Genomic DNA, 23,279 nt, shown 5'->3' on the forward strand with positions numbered 1-23,279 from the left:
AACTTGACTAACGTTCAAAATTGCACAAACTACGGGGGTTAAACAGCCAGAGACTCATACATGAAAACAGAAATTAGTTATCGTTTTGAATCATCGCAAGTGGCCAACCGTTTTTTACATGAGTTAAAAAACTGGCCAGTGAACGATGTTAAAACACGTCTTTTTAATGGAGGTGATAGCGTAAAAGTAAGCTATGATTACGACGAAACAGGCTTCGATTATACCATTGCCGAGCTTGATGATTTAGCCGAGCAACATGGAGGAAAAGAAGTTTAGCGCAACGTAATATGTATTAAACTTTTAGCATTAATAGTAACAATTCGCGATGGTGGTTTAATTATATTGATTTAATTAAGGCTCTATCTCTTCCGGTGTTTTTTGCCTCGTACAGCATAACGTCTGCATCTTTAATTAATGATTTGGCTGTGATGCTTTCATTATCCATAGCCTTTGCCGCTGCAAAAGCACAGCCTACACTTATAGTTAAAACATCACTTACTTTAGAGCCTTTGTGAGTTAATTTAAGCGCATTTACATTTTTTCGTAATTGTTGAGATATTAGTTCAAATTGCTCAAACGAAAGCTGGTTAAACAGCATTATAAATTCCTCACCTCCATAGCGTGCTGCTATACCATTATTTGATTGGGCGGTTTCTTTTAAAACACCACATAGTGCTTGTAAGGCACTATCTCCTTCTTGATGACCATAACAGTCGTTGTACAACTTAAAGTAATCAACATCAATTAGCATTAATCCCAACGTTGTTTTTTGATTGTGGGCATCATGCCACTGTAATGTGTAAATTTCTTCAAAGGCACGTCGGTTATAAATTTGCGTTAACTCGTCTACTTTACTTATTTTTTCAAGTTGTTCGTTTTGTTTTTTGACCTCTTTTATTAAGGAATTAAAACCATTTATAAGTACACGCATTTCTAAAAACTGATTTTTAAAATGAAGCGGTTGAAGGTCATTTTTAAATAACATTAAATTGATTGCCGATGCACCATTAATTAATGGTGTAATAAAAAAACGATTAACAACAAAAAAACCTATTAAAGAGGCTACAAAAAACATTATTAAAATAATAATTAAATACAAGTCAAATAACACAGGCAACCTTTGATGGTGATGCTCAATATTCATTGTCAGTAATGGGTTACCATTTATGTCTAGCAATATTCTTTGTCGCTCAGTGGCTATTCCCTCATTTTGGATTCCACCATTTAAAACAAGTAAATTTTGTGTTGCGCTATCGTCATTTATTATTGAGTAGCTAAGTTTTACTTGCGCTACTTCTGCCATCATAGCAACTTGTGATTTCCTTACTTTTTTAATAAAAACAATACTACCAACAGGCTCTCCTGTTTTATTTGTTCGTTGAATTACGTGCGATGCAAACATAACAGGACCATGCTCTGTACTTAAAAAACCGAAGCGTTCTGACGTATTTTTTTTATAAGGTAGGATAGTACGGTTAGGTAAATGAGTATTTAGATCAAATTCTGGCAGCTCAAAGGATTGCTCCTGAATGTAATCAAAAGTATGCCCATAAACTTGTTTAAAGTTCATGTCGTAAATAAATACACCATCTATTTTGAGTGATTTAAAGGTATCGTCCACATAATTTGACTCAATATAGCCTTTATCAAAGCTCGTCATGTAATCGTAAGTGTCATCCCACACCGAATAATCGTAATTTAGGGTTTTTAAGAAAACAAACTCTCTGTTTAAAGCAATTTCTAGGCTCAATAGCTCTCTATTTTGGTAGTCTTTAATGTTTTCATTTATAGTTGGTAACGTAAAAAAGTATCGATAGCTGACCAATAAGCTAGTCACAAAGCACATTAAAATTAAAGTGCCTATTATTACAAAAAATCTTAATGTCATTATTAGGCCCTAAGGTGTGAAGTAGCTTAATTAATTTTATGAATAGCACTTATCTATAATTTTTTAAGTGTGTTTGGGTTTCTTTTGCGCCAATATAACTAGTTTAACGATGATTCCGGCATTAATGTTATTGGCATAGTACAGCGCATTAGCGTACCTTCGCCAAGCTCACTTTCTACCTCAATTGAACCATTATGCTCTTTTAGCACGTTATAAACGATGGCCATTCCCATCCCCGTTCCCTTCCCTACTGGTTTTGTTGTATAGAATGGTTCAAAAATATGGCTTTTAGTTTGCTCGTCCATTCCACAGCCATTATCTGCAATTTCAATATAAATATTTTTTTCGTCTGAAAATAACTTGATGACTATTCGACCTTGCTTGCCATCAACTAAATCACACGCATACTTTGCATTTAGCAATATATTTACAAACACTTGGTTAATTGCCGATAAATTACAATAACTTAATGGCAGCTCTTCATAATCACATTCCACCTGACAACTTTTTAGCTGATTGGCGAGTAACTTAATGGCACCATTTAATGACTCAGTAATATCAGCCATAGCCAATAAGTTATTTTTCGGTCTGGCAAAGTTAAGCAAATTATTTACTATGGCAGCGATACGTTGAAGTCCCTCATGAGTGTCGCCGAGCAATTCATCTAAATCTTCTAAAATAAAATCTATATTCGTTTCTTGGTCGAGCTTTACCAATTGTGCTTCAAGCTCTGAAGCCGAGATAGACTTATCTATGAACTGCTTAGATATCTGCATTAATGAATGAAGTGTTGGTTTAAAGTACTTAATGCTTTCTACATTACTCATTACATAAGCAAGCGGGTTATTTATTTCATGTGCTACGCCTGCCGATAACGTACCAAGTGTTGCCATTTTATCGGTTTGCATTATGGTTACCTGCTGGCTTTTTAGCATGCTCAGCTTTTCTTTTAACTCTTGATTAGCGCAAAATAACTTACGTGTTTTATCTTCAAGTAAAACTTCTAACTGATCTCTTGCCGCTTTTTCACGCAAATACGCTTTTTTGTAGTTATAGTCGTCTTCAGCCATTTAAAGCCTCATACTTCACTTCAATAACGCACTTGTCGCAGCCGTCGTGCATACATTCAACATGGTTTAAAGAAACATCAATACCGTAGTGCGAAGCCGCACCATAAATAAGCCCTTCTGCGCACATACATAACTGCCTTTTAGAACGGTAATGCATTAAAATAAATCCATCTTCAATCAGTTTAGACTCTATTTCTGGTAGGTTTGGTTCATGGTATAGCTTAGCGACTTCAACATGAATGACCTTATCAATCCCCATTATTAACTCTGCAAAACTATTAAAGCCTTTCGCAACCGTTGGGTGGCTTCTGTTTAAGTGGCCAAACAAATACTCACCAAATGCTTTTAATACTTCGGGCATAGTCATCGATAGGGCTGTCGCTACATCCTGGGCTAAACCAATTATCTCTTCATCTGGGTAACTTTGTGCAGAAATATACACACGGCCATCAGGGGCGTTTTTTTCAAGTAAATCATCCCATGCCGCCATACCGCACTTTTCAATAACCAGTGCCTCTAAGCCTCTAAAAATTATGCCTTTCATGTTTTATCCTTATTTATTACTTAACCACCATTGCTCTATGTCGGGAAATAGCGCTAAGTCATCTATAAAATCAAACTCTTCAAGATTAAAGTTAAACGCATTATTGCAAAACACATGTTCAACAATCATGTGAATCACGGTTAATGATATGCTTTTTTTTGAGGGTAATTCATCAATCAATTGCGCGTCGACTATTTTTTGGTCAAACCCCCAAAGCGCCAGTAAATAAGCACTTAACACAAACTTAGGTACAACTTCGTTATCTAAGTCGCCATGAGGATCACTCGTTATAATTAACTCACCTATAACACTTAATAACCCTACAGCACATGCGAGTAATTGAGTTTGGCGATCTTGCTTTATATATTTTGCTAACGATTGCGATAACTCTGCTTTTTTATAGCCTTTGTCTATTAAGTGATTAATTGCTTTTTGTTTATTTTTAATAAGTAACTGATGAGATAACTCTGAAAAAACCACGATTGCTCTGAGGTTTATTAAGCCAATCCTTACAATCGCTTCTTTTACACTTGAGGTGCTACTATCAAACCCCATAAAAGCCGAGTTAGCAATTTGTAAAACTTTACCAGCCAGTAAAGGGTCGTGCCTAACATCTTTTTCTAAAATAGAAATATTAGGCTCATTTTTATTAAGTTCATTGAGTAGGTTTTGCGTTACCTCACCTAAAAACGGAAGCTCAGAGAGTTGCCCTAAAATAATGCGATGCTCACTGCTAATAGGAAGTGTTTTTAAAACAACAGCACTATTTATTACACTCTCTAAATGAGACTGAGCAAAAGGCTTAACTAGGTGAAAATGGATTACATTATTTAATTGTAGCTGGTAATTTCCACTCATATCACCTGTTAATAAACACCTAAGCGCAGATGGGCAGAGCTCTTTAGCTTGTTCTAAAACGTTTTTCCCCGTGGGAAGTTGCATCATCGAATCACAAAAAATAATATCAGGTAAGGCGTTGTTATTTATTTGCTGTTCAAATTGAGTAGCAACTTGAACTGTGCACACATGAGCCCTGGGGCATAAACGGTTAAGCGTGCGTATTAACGCACGTAACAGCAGTTCGTCGTCATCAATAATAAGAATATTGATTTTTAAATCATGCATCTACTACACCTAAAGCTATAACGTACTAGTTTATAATTAAAGCGTAGTATATTTTTATCAATACCCCTACTTTCAAAGGCGCTAATTAATAAAAAGTAAATGCATGGTTTTATTCATGATATTTACGGATCATCGCCACTTTACCGTTTTCAACTTCTATTACTTCCATCATTACTGATGTGTACTCTATTGGCTGCTTACTTTGCGGATGAATGCCCTTAGCGTGGTTTTTATAACGAATCGCAAAACCGCTATCGTTAAATATAAAAGTATTGAGTAGCTCACTTTCATAGTGGGTATGCGCGCCTAAGTAAAAGCTCATGCCTTTGAGCATTAGTTTTTTGCCCTCGGCAGTGCGAGAGTCATCTACTTGATACGGTATGTGCTGACTGCCAACATCGTCCGTTAATAAGCTAAGGTAGGCTTCAAGCTCTTTTTCACTTGCGTTAGGCGCTTGCGTTGCGGTCATGGCGCTGTAGTAATGCTGTGCAAATTTGTTTAAGTCTAGTGCCTCTTCAGCATCAACCAAAAAGGTACTCACTAATAGCAAACCAAATGTAAATAGTCGTTTCATCACTTCTTCCTTGTAGTTAAAAGTATTGATTTATTTATAGGTACACTCTATTCATATGCTCAAAAATAAAACAAATATTTTTAAGTTAATAAACCTACATTTTGCTTTTTACTCTATTGGTTGCCGCGCTGTTGGCTGGATCGTCGGGCCAAAAATGTTTAGGGTAACGACCCTTCATTTCTTTTTGTACATCGCGATAACTACTAGCCCAAAAGTGCGCTAGATCTTGCGTAAGTTGTAAAGAACGCTTACCTGGCGAGAGTAATTCCATAAGCAGTGGCAGCTTGCCATTTGCAAGCATTGGCGTACTTGTTAAGCCATACACTTCTTGCATGCGCACGCTAAGTTTTGCGGGACCATCTAACTGGTAATTAATTTTTATATTTGAGCCACTCGGTACCGTTAACCTAAGCGGTAACAATGTTTTTAGGGCTGTTTGCTGTGTCCAGTCAAAACAATTTTGCAGTGCTTCAAAGTAGTTAAACTTTTTAAGCTGCTCCAGCGTTTTTATATCCTGTAAATATACGCCTAACCAATCATCAGCTGTTTTGATAAGTTGCTGCTCGCTTATTGCCGGGAACGTATCAGGCATAAACTGACTGGCTAAACTCATGCGTATTAATAATTGCTGCGCGTCGGGTTGTTCATTAAATAATGCAAAACCATGCTTGGTAAATAAATTAAGCCACGCTTTAGCGCGCTCGGTTTTATCAAGCTTTTGCTTACTTGGTTGGCTTGTAAGCGTAATAGCGCCGAGCTTTACTTCGTCTTGATGAATAAAGCGTGCGGTTTTTTCATCAAACTCACAGCGGGTAAGCGTAGTAAACAAGTGCGGTAAGTAATCTTGTAGCTCAAATGGGCTAAGTGCGGTGGCTGCAAAAATACGCGTGCCTTTATGGCCGCCCATACTTGCAATAGCAAGATAGTCATCGTTATGCCAGTAATCGGTGTTTAAATCAGCGCCCGCACCATTGGCAAGTAAATAGCCATTGCCGCGTTTTTTTGCAATGCGGTCGGGGTAAGCTAATGCCACCAGCAAACCTAAATACTCAGTGTTTAGCTCGCTATTGCTGTCGGTTACTTTTAAACGGCTTTGCCAGTATTTTAACTGCTGTTTAAATACTGGGTGTGGCCTTTGCTGTTGGCTATGTAGCGCTAAGCTTAGCTCGTTGGCGCTGTTTATTCTGCTCTCAAGCAGCGCCACTAAATAAAGTGCTAAGCGATAAATACCAGGGAGTTCTGTCTCAAGCGCATATGCTTTTAAAAGCATATGCGCTAAGCGAATATCCGCCCCAAAACCCAGCATGTTACTGCCCAATTTGGTTAGCTTGCCTTTGCTATCGATGGCTTCAAGCATAGTTAGTAAGCTTGCCGCTTGTGTGCATTGCTGCGCTGTTGGCGTATCAAGCAAGGTGAGTTCGCTGATATTTGCGCCCCACTGTTTTGCCTCCAGCATAAGTTGGCTTATGTCTGAGGTGAGTATTTCGGGGCTATCGTGACTATTACGTCGCTCAAAGGTTTGCTTTGAGCCAAGCCTGTACACCACACCTGGTTCTATTCGCCCTGCACGCCCTGCACGCTGCACGGCAGAGGAGCGCGATATACTTTGTGTTGTAAGCTCCGTTACACCTGTTTTTAGGTTATAGCTCGCTGCGCGGCGTTTACCGCTATCAATAACAATGCGAATGCCTTCAATGGTTAAGCTGGTTTCGGCTACATTAGTAGTAAGCACAACTTTGCGCATGCCCTCAGGCGCAGGAGCAATCGCCGCTTGCTGATTAGCTTTATCTTGTTCGCCAAATAATGTGGCAACTAAGCAATTACTTGGTAAATCATTAAGGGCCTGTTGTACGCGTGATATTTCAAATTGACCAGGTAAAAATACTAATGCACTGCCGCTTTGCTCGTTTAGTGCTTGCTTAACGATATTAGGAATGGCATCTAACCAGCGACTTTCATCTTTTATTGGTATGTATACTTCGTCTATGGGGTAACTTCGCCCGCTTGATTGTATAACTGGGCAATCAAAAAACTGCGTATAGCGCTCGGTATCAAGGGTGGCCGACATAAGTAGTATGGTTAAATCGTCACGCAGTGCACTTTGGGTCTCTAAAGCAAAGGCCAGTGAGGTATCGGCTGCAATTGAGCGCTCATGAAATTCATCAAATATCAGTAAATCTATATCACTTAATTCAGGGTCGTTTTGTAGCATGCGGGTAAGCATACCCTCGGTGACTATTTCAAGGCGCGTATTACTGCTTACTTTACTCTCGCCGCGTACTCGCAAACCAACACTCTGGCCCACTTTTTCGTTTTGGCACTGTGCTAAGTAATTGGCAATATTACGTGCTGCTAAGCGGCGCGGCTCCAGCATTACAATACGTTTAAAATGGCCGTCGCGCATAAGCTGTAGCGGCAACCAGGTTGATTTACCTGCACCAGGCGGTGCTTGTAATAACGTTATGGGGTTACTTTGTAATGTAGTTAGAAGTTTTTGATATATGTTTTGAACCGGCAGCACTGCTATTTACCCAAAATTGCTTTGTATGCATTGTAACAAAAACCAAAAATAAACGCGCCGCTAAAGCTGTGTGGTTATAAAGGGCATCATAATCAGAAATAATTACAGACCACTCTGTACATTTTTTGAGGACATGCGCGCTACATTAATTATTACTGCCTCAATAAAAACATAACACCATGATTATAAATACAAAATTTAAATTTAACTTATTGGTACACGCCTTGCTGCTTTTATAGTGAACGTTAATTAAATCTAAGTAAGGAGAAACTTATGAACAGCGATCGTATGAAAGGTAATTGGAACGAACTTAAAGGTAAGGCGCAACAAAAATGGGGCGATCTTACTGACGACGATTTAGACAAAATTGAAGGTAGCCGTACAGAGCTAGTGGGTAAAATCCAGCAGCAGTATGGTAAATCTAAAGAAGAAGCAGAGCGTGAAGTAGATGAGTTTGAAAAAACTCACTAATCGCTAACTTCAAAAAAAACCGCCATTTGGCGGTTTTTTTGTTTAACGGCTAAAAAAGGACGTTATTTACGCTTTTAATTGGTTACCTATAGGCAGTTGCCTAATGCGTTTACCACAGGCAGCAAAAATAGCGTTACACAATGCAGGGGCATAAACCGGTGTTGCGGGCTCCCCAACACCTGCAGGTGGGGCATCGCTTTGTATTATTTCTACTTCTACCTCTAAAGGTGAATCGCTCATACGCGGTACGCGGTAATCATGAAAATTACTTTGCTGCACGCGGCCTTTATCAAAGGTAATACCGTCGCTAATAGCAGTGGTAATACCGTAAATAGAACCACCTTGCGTTTGGTTTTTAACGGTATCGGTGTTTACTACCGTACCCGCATCAATAGCCACCCACGATTTAATCACGTTTAAATCACCAGCGTCCGATACCTCTACCTCAACCACCGTAGCCACATAGGTTAAAAAGCTGCGGTGCGCAGCAATACCTAAGCCGCGCCCTTTTGGCAGCTTTCGGCCCCATTTACTTATCTCAGCCACTCTTTCAATAACATGGCGTAATTTACCAATATCTAATGGGTAAACGTCTTTATCGGCGCCATAGTTATCGTACGAGGCATTTTGCTCGGTTACATCTAAAATACGATCAGGGCCGATGGTTTCAAGTAAATAGTCTTTTTGGTCGCGCCCTGCTTTGTGCGCCGCTTCAGCAATAAATGACTGAATAGCAAAAGCATGAAAAATATTTGATACCGAGCGCATCCAGCCTACTCTTGTTTTAGCGGGTGCTTCGCCGTTTTCAAGCTTTAAGTTGGGTGAGTTTATAGGGTTATCGGTAAAGCCTAAACGCAGTTCAAAACCTGCAGGCGACGTTGCCCCTTCTTGAAAGGTCGACATAATTGGCGAAAACGCCGTGCGATGTAAGTAAGCTTCAATATTACCTTTTTCATCTAGTGACGCCTCAATGTGTTGAGCCGATACCGCATGATAAAAACTGTGCTGAATATCATCTTCTCGCGTCCATTGTACGCGAATAGGTTGTCCTACTTTCATTGAAATGTAAGCAGCTTCTGCCGAAAAATCAGGTTTAGATTTACGTCCAAACCCGCCACCTAACATGGTGACATGCACGTTAATTTTACTCTCGTCCATACCCAGTAGTGCGGCTACGGTTTTCATATCGGCTTGCGGGTTTTGCGTTGCAGCCCAAATATCTACACTGTCTTTATTGTACATTGCCGTGGCGCAAGGTGGCTCCATGGGTGCTTGAGTTAAGTGCGGCGCGTAATAGTCGGCTACAAGCTTATTGCTCGATTTAGCCAGTACGCTGGCTGCATCGCCTTTCTCGCGCACATGCGCTTGCGGCTCATTAACGGTTTGTAATAGCGACTTTTTAAAGCTCTCTGAATTATAATCGCCGTTTTTACCATCATCCCACACCACGTTTAGTGCTTTACGCGCCTGCCATACAGCCCAGGTATTTTTAGCAACAATAGCAATGCCGCCTTTTGGCTGAAATTGCGGCGCACCTTTTGGTACAGGCATTTCAATAATATCAACTACGCCATTAATTGCTTTAGCGGCGCTGGCATCAAACGATTTAACCACACCACCTACTACCGGTGGGCGCTCAATCATAGCCACCAGCGCTTTTGGCTCGCGAACATCAGCAGCAAATGTGGCTTTACCGGTTACTAAATCGGTTAAGTCTATATGCGCCATACCGGTATTTATATAACGCCATTCTTTACGTGTTTTAAGTGTTAACTTGTCAGGCTCTGGCGGGGTAATACCAAGCGCGAGGTCGATTAAGTCTTTATAGGTAAGCGTTTTACCTGAGCTGTGGGTTACCACGTGCTGATTAGCTGTACAGGTTTGCGGCTCAACTTTCCAATATTTAGCAGCTGCGTGCTGCATCATGTAACGTACGCTTGCGCCCATTTCGCGCAGGCGCTGCATGTTGTAGCGAATACTGCGCGAGCCATCGGTATTTTGATCCCCATATTTAGGGTCACCTTTACCTTGAATAACCACTACTTTATCCCACGCGGCTTCCATTTCGTCTGCCACAATTTGGGCAATGGCAGTACGAATTTGTTGGCCCATTTCAGAGCGGTGGCAGGTTATTTCAACCATGCCATCGGGGCGCAGCGCTATAAATAAGTTAGCACGCTTTGCTTGCTCAGAGGGTTGCTCTAACACGCCAGCAAACGCTCTTGGTGCACTGCCTACAAAATAAGTGCCTAATACTAATGCGCCTATTGCGCTGGTTTTTAAAAATTGACGGCGGTTTAGGTCAAAGTACGTATTGTCGTTTTTCATACCTCTTCCCCTTGTTCACTTGGGTCAAAATACTCAACGCCCGCCATAGTTTTAGCTGCCGACTTAATCGCTTTATGAATACGCGGATACGTGCCACAACGACAAATATTGCCCGACATATTACTCACTATTTCATCATCTGTGGGGTTGGGGTTAGCTGCTAATAAGCTTGCCGCTTGCATAATTTGCCCGCACTGACAAAACCCACACTGCGGCACTTTATGCTCAACCCACGCTTTTTGCACAGGATGGTCGCCTTGCTCGCTTAACCCTTCAATAGAGGTAATATTGCGCCCGACTACAGCCGATACCGGTAATACACATGAGCGCTGCGCTACGCCATCAATGTGTATGGTGCACGCACCACACTGCGCCATACCACAGCCAAATTTAGGACCTGTTAAATTTAATTCATCTCGAAGATACCAAAGCACCGGCGTTGACGGATCGCCTGTAAACTCATGTTTATTACCATTAACGGTAAGCGTGATCATATTTAACTCCTTGGCAAAGCGCTTTAAAGGAATTCCTTGTTGCGCGAGAACGGTTTGAATACTTGCTACTTTTTTAGCCTACCACTTAGGATTGGTTTATTGAAATTTTTATCGGTAAGTGCCTTTAATAAACATTGGCAAGTCGCTAAACATAAAAACCGCCCTATGGCAGTTTTATGTATAAACTAAATGTCAGTTATTTAGTTAGTGCTAATTTAACCGCGGCCTGTGCATGAATTTGGGTGGTATCGTAAAGGGGCACCGTTGTATGTTGCGGCTCTACTAATAAAGCGATTTCAGTACAGCCTAAAACAATAGCCTGTGCGCCTTTTTCAAACATACGCTCAATAATATTTATAAACTCAGCTCGCGCTTCATCATTAATAATGCCTTGGCATAACTGATTATAAATTATGTCGTGAACACGCTCTCGGTCATTAGGCTCGGGTATTAACACTTCAATGTTATGCTTATCGGTTAACCGACCTTTGTAAAAGTTTTGCTCCATTGTAAATTGCGTACCCAGTAAGCCTACTCGCGTTATTTCATCGTGTTTTAACTGCTCTGCGGTGGCATCGGCGATATGCAAAATAGGAATGCTGATATTACTGGCAATATGGTCAGCCACTTTGTGCATGGTGTTTGTGCAAATAAGTAAAAAATCAGCCCTACCAGCCTCTACAGATTTAGCCGCCTCGGTAAGTAACTTAGCTGTTTGTTGCCAATCACCTTGATGCTGCAGCGTTTCAATTTCGGCAAAATCAACACTCACCATACAAATTTTGGCACTATGTAGCCCGCCCAACGCATTTTTTACACCCAAGTTTAACGCTTTGTAATAACTAGTGGTTGACTCCCAACTCATACCACCAAGCATGCCAATCGTTTTCATAAAATTGCCTTTTTAGTTTACTAAAAGAACTAAGCAGTCATCCTAAAATATCTTGATTAGCTGAGGGATTAAGCTATAGCTATTTTTTTATGCCTCGTTCGGTTTTACAAACGATTACAATAGCGGTAATAAAATTAAAGAAAATGCCAAGAACAAACCAAAGTAAAGCACTTCGACCTGTAGATTTAGCCCACCAAGCACTGAAAAAAGCAAAAAAGAATACAGCCAATGCACTACGATTAAATTCCTCTTCTAACTTTTCTGTGTCGTAAGACAAGCTCGATAACTTACTTTCTAACTCATTGACCTTTTTTAGTTAATAGCATAATTTTTTCACTTTGCTCATTTTGTGCAGTGACTGTTTCTATAGGCTGAGCGTATGCCAATAATGAGCTTGCAACCCATATCATAATGCAGAGTATAAATTTCATTTTATTCCTTTAAATTATTTAAACTTAAACAGGCAATTAACCAAATGACGTTAATTGAGGTTGAGATAAAAAACCAGTATTTAAAGCTTTTCTTTGTTTATTAAAGCTCTTTCTTTAACTGCAGATTGGCGAATAAAAAACATTATTACGCAGCCTGCAATATTCCCACCTATTAATAAATTGAGTATGGCTAAAGTAGTTATTTGATTAACTTTTCTCTTAGATACAGCCCATAAATGCCAAAAAGCATAACTACAAAGGCCAAGTACTGCCAAAACTAGCGCAAATGGATGTACACTCCCTTTTTTGAGAACAATAAATACCATTCCAGAAGCAAGAATTAGTGACAAAACGCAAAGTCCGACCAGAAAAAGCTTTACGAAAAAACCCAGAGTCGAAAAACTAAATTCATGTTTAGTTTTATTTAGTTGAATAGTTTCTTTAGTCATAATATCCCTTATTAATAAAGTATAAACAGCTTATCAAATACCATTTGAGGTTCCTTCAAAATGGTTTCCATTTCCTCATCCAATAATTTCACTTAATAAACTTATTTTAAACAAGTAATTACCTAAATTTGAAAAGATATTAGATAGTGCTACGTAATAAAAAACGAGCCTAATCAGGCTCGTTTTTGTTTTACTGATAGCTGACAGCTAAAAACTGACCGCTTCGCTATTTAACCTTTTCGCTATGATTCCGGCTCATACCCCAAATTAGGCGATAGCCATCTTTCGGCCTCTGCGAGCGTCATATTAGTTCGCTTGGCGTAATCTTCTACCTGATCCTTTTGCACAGCGGCTACGGCGTAGTATTTTGCCTCTGGGTGTGAGAAATACCAGCCCGAAACAGCAGCTCCTGGCCACATTGCATATGAGCTGGTGAGCTGCATGCCAATGCGTTTTTCGGTATCGAGTAACTGCCAAATTTTCTTTTTCTCGGTGTGCTCTGGGCACGCAGGGTAACCCGGCGCTGGGCGAATGCCTTGGTAGTTTTCGCGAATTAGCTCATCGTTACCCAGGTTTTCATCGGGTGCGTAACCCCAATACTCTTTACGCACTTGTTCGTGCAGGTATTCAGCAAACGCTTCTGCGAGCCTGTCGGCAACCGCTTTTACCATTATTTTATTGTAGTCGTCTTGCTGTGCGTCAAACGCATTGGCTAAATCGTCTTCTTCTAAACCGCCCGTTACTGCAAACGCACCAAAATAATCAGGTGTACCTTTTGGCGCAATGTAGTCAGCCAAACAATAGTTAGCAAAGTCGGTTTTTTCGGTTTGCTGGCGTAAATGGCACGAGGTGTTTAACAGCTCTTTGCGGGTTTCGTCGGTGTAAATTTCTATATCATCGCCCACGCGGTTTGCAGGGAATAAACCTATTACACCCAATGGCTGTAAACTGCCTGCTTTTTCAAGGTCGTCGAGCATCTCGTTAGCGTCTTTAAATAAGCTTTGTGCTTGTTCGCCAACGACTTCGTCGTCCATTATGCGCGGGTATTTACCAGCGATTGACCACGTCATAAAGTATGGGGTCCAATCTATATACTTACGCAACGTGGCTATTGGTACATTTTTAAACTCAGTCACGCCCAGCTTTTTAGGCACTGGTGGCGTGTAGTTATCCCAATCAAGTTGTGCTGCGTTATCGCGAGCACGCTGAATGGTAACTGGCTTTGAGCGCGGCTTTTTGCGCGCTTGTTGCTCGCGTACTTTTACGTACTCGGCTTTAGTTTTTTCTAAAAAGGCTGGTTTTAGCTCTTTAGATAACAAGCTTGATACTACGCCCACTGCTCGGCTGGCGTTATTTACGTACACTACGCCTTTATCGTACTGTGGCTCAATTTTAACTGCAGTATGCGCTTTAGAGGTCGTTGCGCCGCCAATCATAAGAGGTAACTCAAAGCCTCGGCGGGTCATTTCTTTAGCTACGTGTACCATTTCGTCAAGCGATGGGGTAATTAAACCCGAAAGGCCGATTATATCGGCTTTTTCGTCAATGGCTGTTTGCAGTATTTTTTCGGCAGGTACCATTACACCTAAGTCGATTACTTCGTAGTTATTACATTGCAGTACTACGCCTACAATGTTTTTACCTATGTCGTGCACGTCGCCTTTTACGGTGGCCATAACCACTTTACCGTTAGTGGCGCCTTCTTCTTTTTCGGCTTCTATAAATGGGTCTAGGTAAGCCACTGCGCGCTTCATAACGCGGGCCGATTTAACAACTTGTGGTAAAAACATTTTACCTGCGCCAAATAAATCCCCTACCACGTTCATGCCATCCATTAATGGCCCTTCAATTACGTGAATAGGTTTATCGGCGGCTGCGCGGCATTCTTCTGTGTCTTCATCTATAAAGGTGGTTATGCCTTTTACAAGAGCGTGTTCTAGGCGTTTTTCAACAGGCCATGTGCGCCATTCTAAGTCTTCTACCCGCTCAGCTTGTGCCATACCTGAATATTTAGGTGCAAGCTCTACTAAACGCTCACCTGCACTGGGGTCGGTGTTAAGTATTACGTCTTCTACGGCTTTGCGAAGTTCCTCGGGGATGTCATCGTAAACCGCAAGCTGGCCTGCGTTTACAATACCCATGTCCATGCCCGCTTTTATCGCGTGGTATAAAAACACCGAGTGAATGGCCTCGCGTACAGGGTTATTACCCCTAAACGAAAACGATACATTAGACACCCCACCCGACACTTTACAGTGCGGTAAGTTTTGTTTAATGCGGCGTGTGCCTTCAATAAATTCTACGGCGTAGTTGTCGTGCTCTTCTATACCGGTGGCCACGGCAAATATATTAGGGTCGAATATGATATCTTCCGGCGGGAAGCCAATCTCTTCTACTAATATTTTGTAGCTGCGTGCACATATTTCGTATTTGCGGTCTGCGGTGTCGGCTTGGCCGTCGGTATCAAACGCCATAACAACAGCAGCTGCACCAAAACGTTTAATAATTTTAGCTTGGTGTTTAAACGGCTCCTCCCCTTCTTTAAGCGATATTGAGTTAACAATAGCCTTGCCTTGAATACACTTTAAGCCTGCTTCTATTACTTCCCATTTAGAAGAGTCGACCATAATAGGTACTTTAGAAATATCAGGTTCTGAGGCAATTAAATTTAAAAACTTCACCATGGCCGCTTTTGAGTCCAGCATGGCTTCGTCCATGTTGATATCAATAACCTGGGCGCCGTTTTCTACTTGTTCGCGGGCAACATTCAGGGCGGTCTCGTAATCTTCTTCCATGATTAAGCGTTTAAACATGGCAGAGCCGGTTACGTTGGTACGCTCGCCGACATTGGTAAATACTGCAATTTGTTGGGTCATTGGCGGCTCCTTAATTTAAGTTACAGGCTTCAAGGCCTGATAAACGCATGCGAACATCAAGCTCTGGCAATGCGCGAGGTTTTACCCCTTCAAGTCCTTTGGCAAATGCACGAATATGCTCAGGCGTTGTACCACAGCAACCACCCACAATATTAATAAAGCCCGATTTGCCCCAATCGATAATCTCGGCTGCCATATCGCCCGCTTCTAGGTCGTACTCACCAAATTCGTTAGGCAAACCTGCATTTGGGTGCACTGAGGTAAATGTTTCGCATACGCGCGAAAGTTCCTCTACGTATTGGCGCAGTAAATCTGGCCCAAGGGCACAGTTAAGGCCAATTGAAATAGGCTTAATATGGCGAATAGAATTATAAAATGCTTCGGTTGTTTGCCCCGAAAGCGTACGCCCTGAGGCGTCGGTAATTGTGCCTGAGATCATTACGGGTAATGTGCGCCCTGCTTGCTCAAATGCTTCTTCTACTGCGAATGAGGCTGCTTTTGCATTTAGGGTGTCGAATATGGTTTCAATAAGTATTAAATCAGCGCCGCCTTCCATTAATGCAAGGGTAGACTCTACATAGGCAGTAACCAGCTTATCAAACGTTACGTTACGGTAACCTGGGTCGTTTACATCTGGCGAGATAGAACAGGTTTTAGATGTTGGCCCTAAAACACCGGCTACATAGCGTGGTTTTTCTGGATTTTTAGCGGTGAACTCGTCACATATAGCACGCGCGAGTTTTGCCGACTCTAAGTTTACCTCACGGCTTATACTTGCCATGTCGTAATCTTCCATCGAAATGGTGGTTGAGTTAAAGGTATTGGTTTCAATAATATCTGCACCGGCAGTTAAAAAGCCGCGGTGTATATCGGTTATTAACTCTGGCTTAGTGAGGCTTAATAAATCATTATTACCTTTAATTAGCACGTGCCAATCTTTAAAACGCTCGCCTCGGTAGTCTTCTTCTTCAAGTTTATGGGTTTGGATCATAGTGCCCATAGCGCCGTCTAAAATTAAAATACGCTCTTTAAGCGCTTCACTTAGTTCGGCTTGTTTGTTGGCGGCTGTATTATTCGGCATAGTTGTTAGTCCTCACATCTTGGCTAACTAAATTAATATCATACGGTGTGGTTTGATACACGTAGTAATTTAACCAGTTCGAAAAAAGTAAAAAAGCATGGCTTTGCCACGTTTTTGACGGTTGCTTGCTTGCATCATCATCGGGAAAATAGTTTTCAGGTTTTGGCGCATCTGGGCTTTTTTGTAAATCACGCTCGTACTCCCCTTTTAGGGTGTCGGCATCGTATTCTGGGTGGCCTGTTATAAATACTTGGCTACCCGATTTGTTTTTTAATAAGTAAGCACCCACTCGCTCAGAGCCTGCTAATACAACGAGATCGTCACACGCATTTATTTTTTTTATATCAATGTGCCCATAACGTGAGTGTGGCACTAAAAAGGTATCGTCAAAACCCCTGGTTAATGCGCCATGTTTAAAATAACATTGATGGGTAAATACGCCACACAGCTTATTGGGTTTTAAGTCGCGCTTTAAATTATAGCTATGGAATAGCGCTGCATGAGCCGCCCAACACGAAAACAACGTAGAGGTAACGTGTTGCTCTGCCCAATCAATAATGACTTTAAGCTCTTCCCAGTAGGCAACATCTTCATACTCTAAATGCGCAAGCGGTGCGCCTGTAACAATAAGCGCATCGTAGTTGTTATTTTTTACCTCTGAAAAATAGCGATAAAAGGTATCTAGGTGTTCTTCTGAATTATTACTGCTACGGTGAGTGTCTAGGCGCAGCAGCTCTACATTTACCTGCAAAGGAGAATTTGCAAGTAAGCGAATAAACTGTACTTCGGTTTCTACTTTATTAGGCATTAAGTTTAATATAGCCAAACGCATTGGGCGGATTTCTTGCGTTTTTGCACGGCTTTTTGGCATTACGAATACGTTTTCTTGGCGCAAACGTGCAATGGCTGGAAGCTCATCCTTTACGGTAATTGGCATATTTTTAACTCCTACTCATAAAAACTTGCGCTAATTATGAACTGAAAGCAAAAAATATCAACCTCTAGATGTATAGATGTCTAAATTAAATTTATTCATTACTACTTAAGTATGTGGCAAGCAATGAGTCACCCCCTTAAAAAGAGGCTTAACTCACTGCATTTAAAATAATGAACTAGTTATTGCCCACTAATATTAAATTTTGCTGAGGGGGAATTAAATACTCAGCGCCCTTTTTGGTAATTACAGCCATTTCTTCAACAGAAATGGTTTTAAACTCGGTGTTGTTTAAAGGCCAACTAAAAAAGCCATCAAAAGCAAACACCATTCCTTCTTTAAGTTTACGATGAGCAGCAGGCCTTACTTGGGCACTGCGAGAGCCACCTAAATTGGGCCCGGTATCGTGTGCAACATACCCAACTGGGTGGCCGGTACTCCATGGCACAGGCTCTGAGTTGTATTTATTCATTAATACGGTTTGAGCTTGATCTACGTCTATACCCCTTACGCCGGGTTTCATTGCATTAAATGCGGCAAAACCGCTATCTCGGGCATTAATCCAATATTGCTGAATGTTGGCTGGTGCAGAGGTTTCCCCTTCTTTAAGTACATAAGCAAAACGCTGAATGTCACTTACCCAGCGATTGTAGAGCTTTACGCCAAAATCAATTTGAATTACGTCGCCCGGCATAATGACTTTATTTGTAGAATGCGAATGCCCGCGATCGGGACCTGAATTTACGTTAGGATTTTGATCGGCAGCCCATGCATCGGTTACACCTCGTGCTTTCATTTTAGCTTTTAAAAATTTAGCTACATCGGCATCGGTGGTTTTACCCGGAATAATAGTTTTATAAGCCTCTATTTGCCACGTTGCTGAAAGCATTGCGGCCTCTTTCATTATTTCAACTTCAGCAGGTAACTTAATTGAAAGCCATTGATAAACGACTTCTTCAGACGATACGAGCTTTGCTGTTTGCTTTGCGCCTAATAAGTTAGCTAATTGCTTGTATTGCGAGTGCGATAACCCATCTGCCTGTGCATTAAGATCAGAGACATTTATTGCTATACGCTCAAAGGGTTGTTTTTTTATAAACTCAGCCGCGTATTTTAACGCAGACACACTGCGTGGCACCGAGATCACTTTTTCATGTATGTTTAGCTCGTCGAGTGCTTTTGCTTCGCTTGAAGGTGAGTAGGCTACCGAATGAAACGCCCCTTTATTAAAATAAAATAAATATGCCGCTGGCGAACCTGCGTTTTCACAGCCAATATGGTCAGCCAATGGGTCGTTGTTATTTTCTCTACAAACAATAAGCCAAGCATCTACCTTAGCTGCTTTTAAAGCGTTTGGCAGGAGTTTATTTATTCTTTGTTTTCTTATTTCGGGCCAAGGAGAATCGACTGCGTTAGCTTTGGGGTTTGTGGTAAATAACGTAAGCAAAGCCAACATTGTTATTACTTTTTGTATAGTCATGGGTTTTTCTTATTTTTACTATGGTTTAAATACGTTAGCACACCCAAATAAAACTATACATTTAACGAGATAAAACGATAAAAATATATTCCCACCCGCCATTCGTTGACTGTTTCACCTCTCAACAACTACAATACAACATTAAAATTTTTATTATTATTTGAAGGCTTTCCTCCATGGTTTTACCTGATAAGTTTATTTTCTCGATGAGTCGAGTATCTAAAGTTGTGCCGCCTAAGCGTACAATTTTAAAAGATATTTCGTTGCACTTTTTTCCTGGCGCCAAAATTGGTGTGCTTGGTTTAAATGGTTCTGGTAAATCATCATTGCTACGTATTATGGCCGGTGTTGACCAAGACTTTGAAGGTGAGGCACGTCCTCAGCCTGGTACTAAAATTGGTTACTTACCACAAGAACCAGTACTAGACGAAAGCAAAACAGTACGAGAAATAGTTGAAGAAGCTGTTGGCGAAGTAAAACACGCCCTTAATCGCCTTGATGAGGTGTACAATGAGTACGCAATGGAAGGTGCTGACTTTGACGCACTGGCTAAAGAACAAGGTGAATTAGAAGCAGTTATTCAAGCGCACGATGGCCACAATATCGATAACGTACTAGAGCGCGCTGCTGATGCACTTCGCTTACCTGAGTGGGATGCTAAAATTGAGCACCTTTCAGGTGGTGAACGCCGCCGTGTTGCTATTTGTCGTTTGTTACTAGAAAAACCAGATATGCTTATTCTTGATGAACCAACTAACCACTTGGATGCTGAGTCGGTTGCATGGTTAGAGCGCTTCTTACATGACTACGAAGGCACTGTTGTGGCAGTAACGCATGACCGTTACTTCCTTGATAATGTTGCTGGCTGGATATTAGAGCTTGACCGTGGTGAAGGTATTCCATGGGAAGGTAACTACTCTTCTTGGCTTGAACAAAAAGACGCGCGCTTACAGCAAGAACAAAAATCTGAAAAAGCACGTCAAAAATCAATTGCGCAAGAACTTGAATGGGTGCGTTCAAACCCTAAAGGTCGTCAAGCTAAGTCTAAAGCACGTATGGCGCAGTTTAGTGAACTACAACAATCAGATTACCAAAAACGTAACGAAACAAACGAGCTATTTATTCCACCTGGCCCACGTTTAGGCGACCAAGTATTAGAAGTGACTAACTTACGTAAAAGCTTTGGCGACCGCGTATTAATAGACGACTTAAGCTTTACAATGCCAAAAGGCGCTATTGTGGGCATTATTGGTGCCAACGGCGCGGGTAAATCTACGCTATTTAAAATGTTAAGTGGCGAAGAGCAGCCAGATAGCGGTAGTGTTAACGTTGGTGAAACCGTACAACTAGCAACGGTTGATCAGTTCCGCGACGATATGGACGAAAGCAAAACAGTTTTTCAAGAAATATCTGACGGACAAGACGTTTTAAAAATTGGTAACTTTGAATTCCCAAGCCGTGCTTACGTTAGCCGTTTTAACTTTAAAGGTAACGATCAGCAAAAGTTTGTAAAAGACTTATCGGGCGGTGAGCGTAACCGTTTACACCTTGCTAAATTATTAAAAGCCGGTGGTAACGTAGTGCTACTGGATGAGCCAACCAATGATCTAGACGTTGAAACACTTCGTGCACTTGAGAATGCTATTTTAGAATTCCCAGGCTGTGTAATGTGTATATCGCATGACCGTTGGTTCCTTGACCGTATTGCTACGCACATTTTAGATTACCGCGACGAAGGACAAATTAACTTTTTCGATGGTAACTATACTGAATACGAAGAGTGGCTCAAAAAGACCTACGGTGCAGAAGCTGCACAACCTAAGCGTATAAAATACAAAAAAATTGGTTAATAGCTAAATTAACTGAAATACCTTAAAACCCTGCTTTACGCAGGGTTTTTTATGCCTTAAATAAACTATGTGTGTTTGTAGCTAGCAACTGTGTAATTTAAAGCTATGCTTATACCAATTTTATTTAAAAATATTATGCATTTGATTGATGTTAAATCACTCGCTAACTAAATAAAAAATTATTCACATAGAACAACCATATGCCGTAATTTTAGTGATTATTAATGAGTTGTTTTATTCGCACTATTACTAAACACTAATTTAATGCTATTGATATTACTAAAAAAACAATAAGGCAGAGTCATGCAAGAACGTCGTCAATTTTCACGTATTTTATTTTCAACCGATGCGCACATAATTTTTCAAGAAAATGAGTACCCATGTACCTTGCTTGATATTTCATTGCACGGCGCGCTAGTCAGTAAATGTGATGTATTAAATGATCAAATAGAGAATGATGCCATACTGCGTTTTATTTTACCCGACAGCGAAATTGAAATAAAAATGGAGACAACGATTTGCCATATAGAAGCAAATCATATTGGTTTAAAGTGTAAGCATATTGATATTGATAGCATTACCTATCTAAAAAGACTCATTGAACTCAACTTAGCGGACGATGAATTACTTCACCGCGAATTAGCCATGCTTATTCACGACTCGCAAGAATAGACACTTTGAGGGGAGTTGATTACCATAGGGGAAACTTTATAGCCTGTGTGAATATGACTCTAAACCCTCATTTACCGTTAGTGTACCACCCAAATTACTCGTTTAGTTTTGATCCTAAGCACCGCTTTGCAATGAGTAAGTTTGCTAATCTATACGCACACGTAAAAAAACTAGGCTTAATTGGTAATAACCTCACGCAACCTGTTTTAGGCTCTCCCGAACCTTTAGAGTTGGTGCATTGCGACAACTACATTCACGATTTATGGAACAACCGCTTAGACGATAAAGCCATGCGTCGTATAGGATTACCTTGGTCAGCTCAATTGATGGCGCGCACATTTACTGCCCCGCAGGGCACATTACAAACCGCTCGCTTAGCGCTAAAACACGGCATAGCCTGTCACCTAGCAGGAGGCACGCACCATGCGCACTTTGATTTTGGCTCAGGATATTGCATGGTGAACGACTTAGCCTTTACCACCCAGACCTTGATTAATAGCGGCGAAGTAACCAACGTGCTTATTTTTGATTTAGACGTACATCAAGGTGATGGCACCGCTGCTATGCTTGCGCATCAGCCCTATGCTTATACCTGTTCAATACACTGCGAAAAAAACTTCCCGTTTAGGAAATCGGCTAGCGATTTAGATATTGGCTTAGCAAATCATATGCAAGATGCCGAATACTTAGCCATTGTTGACGATACCTTAAGCTACTTACTTAAAGAACTGAACCCAAGCTTAGTACTGTACGATGCCGGTGTAGATATTTGGCAAAACGATGGCTTAGGTAAATTAGATATAAGTTGGGATGGGATAGCTAAACGCGATCATTTGGTTTTAAAACGCTGCCTTGAGCACAACATACCAGTGGCAACAGTTATTGGTGGTGGTTACGATAAAGATCATCTTCGCCTTGCACAGCGCCATGGCATTGTAGTTGAACAAGCAGCACGCTTTTAATATGAAATAAAAACTTAATATTGTCGTTCTTATTTGCTAACTAGAATAAAAACGACACCACAATGAAGCACATTTTTATAGTTATAACACTTACCATTTTTAGTTTTTCGGTATTTGCAGAGCAATCTATTCAAGACTTAAACCATCCTGAACTACCCCCCTTAACATTAAACATGGCCGATGGTACAAGTATAAAAACACAAAACCTATTAGGCGAACCGTATATTCTGCACTTTTGGGCTACATGGTGCCCTTATTGCAAAAAGTTACAGCCCGCCCTTCAAAAAATACACGACATGGGCTTAAACGTAATAGCTGTAAGTTTTAAAGAAGATGATAACGCCTATCCCGCCAAAGCATTAACCAATAGAGGCTATACATTTAAAACCGCAATACAAGCAGATAAAATTGCGACACAACTAGGAATACACGGCACACCCACTACGTTATTTATAAATGAAAAAGGGCATGTTGTTTGGGCTACTAATTCATCAGACCCAGATAATGCAAATATACATTTGAAAGCCCGCACTCTACTAAACTCAATTAAAGCTAAATAGCTTAATAATTAAGGGAGTTAATGCGCATTAAAATATGAGTTATATAAACTTTATACTACAATTTAAGCTCATAAATT

The 23,279-nt window shown here is 40.8% G+C and carries 21 protein-coding genes; 6 read left to right on the forward strand and 15 right to left on the reverse strand.

The window, feature by feature from the left end; all coding sequences use genetic code 11:
• Positions 1-60: 60 nt before the first annotated feature.
• Complete coding sequence (locus ATS72_RS07405; protein WP_006791468.1) at positions 61-276, forward strand: hypothetical protein; 216 nt, start codon at positions 61-63, stop codon at positions 274-276.
• Positions 277-337: 61 nt separating this feature from the next.
• Here the strand turns inward: ATS72_RS07405 and ATS72_RS07410 are convergent, their stop codons facing one another.
• From ATS72_RS07410 to hrpB, 6 genes are all read right to left on the reverse strand, one after another.
• A complete protein-coding gene (locus ATS72_RS07410; RefSeq protein WP_082650905.1) occupies positions 338-1,888 on the reverse strand; it encodes a sensor domain-containing diguanylate cyclase in 1,551 nt (516 codons plus the stop codon).
• A gap of 98 nt (positions 1,889-1,986) precedes the next feature.
• A complete protein-coding gene (locus ATS72_RS07415) occupies positions 1,987-2,958 on the reverse strand; it encodes a sensor histidine kinase (RefSeq protein ID WP_058429586.1) in 972 nt (323 codons plus the stop codon).
• A complete protein-coding gene (locus ATS72_RS07420; protein ID WP_058429587.1) occupies positions 2,951-3,502 on the reverse strand; it encodes a heme NO-binding domain-containing protein in 552 nt (183 codons plus the stop codon). Before ATS72_RS07420 ends, ATS72_RS07415 begins: the two co-directional genes overlap by 8 nt.
• A gap of 9 nt (positions 3,503-3,511) precedes the next feature.
• Complete coding sequence (locus ATS72_RS07425; RefSeq protein WP_058429588.1) at positions 3,512-4,627, reverse strand: HDOD domain-containing protein; 1,116 nt, start codon at positions 4,625-4,627, stop codon at positions 3,512-3,514.
• Positions 4,628-4,736: 109 nt separating this feature from the next.
• Positions 4,737-5,201, reverse strand: a complete 465-nt coding sequence (locus tag ATS72_RS07430; RefSeq protein ID WP_058429589.1) for a nuclear transport factor 2 family protein — start codon at positions 5,199-5,201, stop codon at positions 4,737-4,739.
• A 94-nt stretch (positions 5,202-5,295) separates the two neighbouring features.
• Complete coding sequence (hrpB, locus tag ATS72_RS07435) at positions 5,296-7,722, reverse strand: ATP-dependent helicase HrpB (protein ID WP_058429590.1); 2,427 nt, start codon at positions 7,720-7,722, stop codon at positions 5,296-5,298.
• Between the two features lie 273 nt (positions 7,723-7,995).
• On the opposite strand from hrpB, the gene ATS72_RS07440 reads away from it, so the two are divergent.
• Positions 7,996-8,193, forward strand: a complete 198-nt coding sequence (locus ATS72_RS07440; RefSeq protein WP_002958133.1) for a CsbD family protein — start codon at positions 7,996-7,998, stop codon at positions 8,191-8,193.
• A 66-nt stretch (positions 8,194-8,259) separates the two neighbouring features.
• On the opposite strand, the gene ATS72_RS07445 is transcribed toward ATS72_RS07440, so the two are convergent.
• The 9 genes from ATS72_RS07445 to ATS72_RS07485 all read right to left on the reverse strand — a co-directional run bounded on the left by ATS72_RS07445 (position 8,260) and on the right by ATS72_RS07485 (position 19,158).
• Positions 8,260-10,521: a xanthine dehydrogenase family protein molybdopterin-binding subunit gene (locus tag ATS72_RS07445; RefSeq protein WP_058429591.1), complete on the reverse strand. Its 2,262-nt coding sequence runs from the start codon at positions 10,519-10,521 to the stop codon at positions 8,260-8,262.
• Positions 10,518-11,015, reverse strand: a complete 498-nt coding sequence (locus tag ATS72_RS07450; protein ID WP_058429592.1) for a (2Fe-2S)-binding protein — start codon at positions 11,013-11,015, stop codon at positions 10,518-10,520. The genes ATS72_RS07445 and ATS72_RS07450 overlap by 4 nt, the downstream gene beginning before the upstream one ends.
• 196 nt (positions 11,016-11,211) lie before the next feature.
• On the reverse strand, positions 11,212-11,907 hold the full coding sequence (locus ATS72_RS07455) for an aspartate/glutamate racemase family protein (protein ID WP_058429593.1): 696 nt from the start codon (positions 11,905-11,907) through the stop codon (positions 11,212-11,214).
• 299 nt (positions 11,908-12,206) lie between these two features.
• A complete protein-coding gene (locus ATS72_RS19000) occupies positions 12,207-12,338 on the reverse strand; it encodes a hypothetical protein (protein ID WP_257790773.1) in 132 nt (43 codons plus the stop codon).
• Between the two features lie 80 nt (positions 12,339-12,418).
• Positions 12,419-12,787 carry a hypothetical protein gene (locus ATS72_RS07465; RefSeq protein WP_039037748.1) on the reverse strand — a complete coding sequence of 123 codons (369 nt, stop codon included), beginning with the start codon at positions 12,785-12,787 and terminating at the stop codon, positions 12,419-12,421.
• Positions 12,788-13,029: 242 nt separating this feature from the next.
• Entirely contained in the window at positions 13,030-15,663 is a 2,634-nt protein-coding gene (gene metH / locus ATS72_RS07470) for a methionine synthase (RefSeq protein WP_058429594.1), read from the reverse strand.
• A gap of 10 nt (positions 15,664-15,673) precedes the next feature.
• Complete coding sequence (locus tag ATS72_RS07475; protein WP_058429595.1) at positions 15,674-16,744, reverse strand: homocysteine S-methyltransferase family protein; 1,071 nt, start codon at positions 16,742-16,744, stop codon at positions 15,674-15,676.
• Positions 16,734-17,681 (reverse strand): homoserine O-acetyltransferase MetA, encoded by a 948-nt coding sequence (metA, locus tag ATS72_RS07480; protein ID WP_058429596.1) that lies wholly within the window; start codon positions 17,679-17,681, stop codon positions 16,734-16,736. The genes ATS72_RS07475 and metA overlap by 11 nt, the downstream gene beginning before the upstream one ends.
• 175 nt (positions 17,682-17,856) lie before the next feature.
• A complete protein-coding gene (locus tag ATS72_RS07485) occupies positions 17,857-19,158 on the reverse strand; it encodes a M24 family metallopeptidase (RefSeq protein WP_058429597.1) in 1,302 nt (433 codons plus the stop codon).
• Between the two features lie 176 nt (positions 19,159-19,334).
• Between ATS72_RS07485 and ettA the strand changes: the two genes are divergently transcribed.
• The 4 genes from ettA to ATS72_RS07505 all read left to right on the forward strand — a co-directional run bounded on the left by ettA (position 19,335) and on the right by ATS72_RS07505 (position 23,202).
• Entirely contained in the window at positions 19,335-21,008 is a 1,674-nt protein-coding gene (ettA, locus tag ATS72_RS07490; RefSeq protein ID WP_006791482.1) for an energy-dependent translational throttle protein EttA, read from the forward strand.
• 303 nt (positions 21,009-21,311) lie between these two features.
• Positions 21,312-21,680, forward strand: a complete 369-nt coding sequence (locus ATS72_RS07495; protein ID WP_058429598.1) for a PilZ domain-containing protein — start codon at positions 21,312-21,314, stop codon at positions 21,678-21,680.
• A 53-nt stretch (positions 21,681-21,733) separates the two neighbouring features.
• Positions 21,734-22,642 carry a histone deacetylase family protein gene (locus tag ATS72_RS07500; RefSeq protein WP_008132375.1) on the forward strand — a complete coding sequence of 303 codons (909 nt, stop codon included), beginning with the start codon at positions 21,734-21,736 and terminating at the stop codon, positions 22,640-22,642.
• A gap of 62 nt (positions 22,643-22,704) precedes the next feature.
• Positions 22,705-23,202: a TlpA family protein disulfide reductase gene (locus ATS72_RS07505; protein WP_058429599.1), complete on the forward strand. Its 498-nt coding sequence runs from the start codon at positions 22,705-22,707 to the stop codon at positions 23,200-23,202.
• Positions 23,203-23,279: the final 77 nt, after the last annotated feature.

The sequence above is a fragment of the Pseudoalteromonas sp. 13-15 genome, from assembly GCF_001468205.2.
Classification (GTDB): Bacteria; Pseudomonadota; Gammaproteobacteria; order Enterobacterales; family Alteromonadaceae; genus Pseudoalteromonas; species Pseudoalteromonas marina.